General features: G+C 68.3%; 3 protein-coding genes. 1 reads left to right on the top strand and 2 read right to left on the bottom strand.

Features of this window, described 5'->3' with window-relative positions:
* The first annotated feature begins 214 nt into the window (after positions 1-214).
* Complete coding sequence (locus tag AB0H36_RS47985) at positions 215-970, top strand: hypothetical protein (protein ID WP_360539085.1); 756 nt, start codon at positions 215-217, stop codon at positions 968-970.
* Here AB0H36_RS47985 and AB0H36_RS47980 read toward each other — a convergent pair.
* Together AB0H36_RS47980 and AB0H36_RS47975 are read right to left on the bottom strand one after the other, a co-directional pair.
* Entirely contained in the window at positions 967-1827 is an 861-nt protein-coding gene (locus tag AB0H36_RS47980; RefSeq protein WP_360539082.1) for a MarR family transcriptional regulator, read from the bottom strand. The two genes, AB0H36_RS47985 and AB0H36_RS47980, sit on opposite strands and share 4 nt — an antisense overlap.
* Before the next feature lie 105 nt (positions 1828-1932).
* Positions 1933-2595, bottom strand: a complete 663-nt coding sequence (locus tag AB0H36_RS47975; RefSeq protein WP_360539079.1) for an SIS domain-containing protein — start codon at positions 2593-2595, stop codon at positions 1933-1935.
* Positions 2596-2732: the final 137 nt, after the last annotated feature.

Genomic DNA, 2732 nt, shown 5'->3' with positions numbered 1-2732 from the left:
GGAGGTGGTGATTGTGATGGCCTGGCGGTCCGCGGCATCGGGATCCCGTTCGCGGGTGGTCCGGGTGGCACGGGCGCGGTGCACTCGACCGCCCTCGGTGGCGAACTAGGGCACCAACCTGACCCACACATCAGTCAGAAGAGCCGCTAATTCCTGTTCAAGCCCACCGGCTGGTCAGCAAGCCCTCGACTCCTGGCACCCGTAGTGTCTGGGCATGCGTGGATTGGCTGTTGCGTTGGAGCGGCTGGCCGACCACTTCCGCCGTACTGAAGACCTCGGCTGGATGTATGGCCAGGGGTCGGTGATCGCCGGGCTGACTGACGACTCCGACCTCGACCTCATCCTCATCTGGGCCGACGAGGCGCCCACCGCGGCGACCCTCCCAGCGCCGTCGACCATCACCCGGCACGGACAGCTCGCGTTGGAGCACGGGCGGATGGACGGCTACGACGTGGATCTCATGCACGTTCCTCGCCGTACCTTCGACTGCTGGATGAGCGAACTGGAACAAGGCGACGGCTGGTCGGGTACGGCGTGGCCGCTGCCAATCCACGTCGCCGCCGGCCTGGCCGAGTCCAAGCTGCTCCTCGATCCGACCGGCCTCGGCGCCGAGCACCGAGCCCGAGCGCAGACCCCTGCGGAGTCCCTGGTGGCCAACGTGCGGCGCCATCTCGACACCGCAGCACCTGGTTTCATCAAGGAGCTGTACCGGGCGGCCGAACGCGACAACCGCTGGCTCCATGCGAGCCTCGCGGTTGAACTTCACAAGCTCGTCTACACCGCATGGTTCCTCAGCGAGGGCCACTACCCGCCGTTCCCGAAGTACCTGCCCCAGTGGTACGACCGCTTCGGCATGAGCCCCGAGATCCAACACCTCGAATCCACCTACTGGGCGACCAGCGACCCCGCCGAAGCAACAGCGGTCCTCGAGTCACTCGTCACCGCCGTCCTCGACCACCGATCCGTCTAGCTCCGGTAGCCGGCCGACTTGATCCTGGCAGCGATTGGCTGCAGGGCGGCGGTGAGTTGGTCGAGCTCGTCTGGGGTGACGGTGGTGTAGGCGGGGGCGGCCAGGGCGTCGGTGGTTGACTCGATGCGGGTCTTGGTTTCGCGGCCGGCGGGGGTGAGTTCGCCGGAGGCGTCGACTAGGCCGCGCGTGCGTAGGCCGTCCACGACTGCGGCCAGTTGGTCCGGCGTGAGGGGATCGAGGCGTCCGTAGTCCGATGGCTTCATGCCGGAGTGGAGCGCCTGGAGTACGTGGGCTTCCTGCCCGTCGATGCCGGCGGCGACCAGCGCGGTGAGGTGACCGTCGCCGCGGTGTTCGCGCAGCAGCGTTGCTGCGTGCCAGAGGCGGGCGACCGGCTCGTCGGGGACGGGAAGCGAGCGCAGGGCGGCGTACAGGATCCGGCCTTCCATCGGCGCGTTGGTCGCGACCCGGATGGCGAGGTCGGCGGCGCAGGCGAGCGCGGGGCTGTCGGCGAGGTCGCCGAGGATCCGCCGCAGTGCCTTGACGCTGCCCGCCTGACGTGCGGCGAGCACGGCCCCGGGAGTGGCGACGTCCCAGACGCTCGGGATACAGCGGGCCACCTCACCGGGCGCGAAGTTGTAGAACAACGCATCCACCACCTCGGCCGGGACCTTCCCCAGCGGAGCAGACCGCGCGGCGAAGTACCCCGGCCGGTAGCTCTCGTACCCGAGCGCCTGCAGCTCCTCGGTCGGCTCGTCAGACATGTACGCGACGAGATGCACCGGCTCCAACAACTCCAAACACACCCGACGCGCGACGGCTTCCATCCGAGTACTCCCGGCGGCGTAGGTGACTGACATGGCGCGCTCCCGCAGCAATCCGACCGACCCATCGCCGGCCTCTCACCATCCCTACGAATAGAACCGGCGCCATCCGACAGGGCTCGAAGAGGAACGGGCCGCGAACTAGACGTTCAGGCTGCGGAGGACGTTGGGGGATTGGCCGTGGGTGGTTAGTTGGGTGACGATTTCTACGGTCAGGGCTTGGGCGAGGAGGGCGCCGACGAGGGTTGAGGTGGCGCCGGTTCGTTCGGGGCTGCCTTCGACGTCGATCAGGGCGTCGCCGGGTTCGCCGCAGTTGTCGATGACCACGTCGGCGACCTCGAAGAGGCGTTGGCCGCCGGGTGTGCGGGAGCTGACCGCCGTACTGTGCGCGAGCGACGTCAACGCGATCACCTTCGCCCCCTTCGCCCGCGCCCCCACAGCGAACTCGACCGGTACGGCGTTCCGCCCGGAGTTCGACGCGATCAGTACGACGTCCCCCGCGCCGATGTCATTGGTCTGCAGCAGTACGTCGGCCAACCCCGGCAACCGCTCCAGCAAGGAGCTCTTCAGCAACCCCTCGTGCAACATCAACCCCGGCTCGAGCACGGCTCGCACGTCCGCCAACCCACCGGCGCGCCCGTAGAGCTCCTCCGCGATCAGATGACTGTGCCCGGTCCCGAACACCCAGAACACCCGGGCATCCACCACCAACTCGGCCGCCCGCCTGATCGCCTCGACCTGTGTCGACGCCGCCCGCTCCGCGATCGCCAACGCCCGCCGCATGAACTCCTCAGCCCCTGGCATACCGCCGAACCTACCGGCGCCGACCGCCCAGACCACGAAATCCGCCTAGGAGGGCGCTGAATTATCGGCGCGTTCTGCCGCGGGTGTGATCGCTGGGCTGGGACTATCTCTTGGTGCAGGGTGTGGAGCGGGATGAC

Source organism: Kribbella sp. NPDC050820 (genome assembly GCF_040653975.1).
In the GTDB taxonomy this organism is placed as follows: domain Bacteria; phylum Actinomycetota; class Actinomycetes; order Propionibacteriales; family Kribbellaceae; genus Kribbella.
Note: the sequence above shows the minus strand (reverse complement) of the source record. Positions and strands in the feature narration are given on the sequence as shown.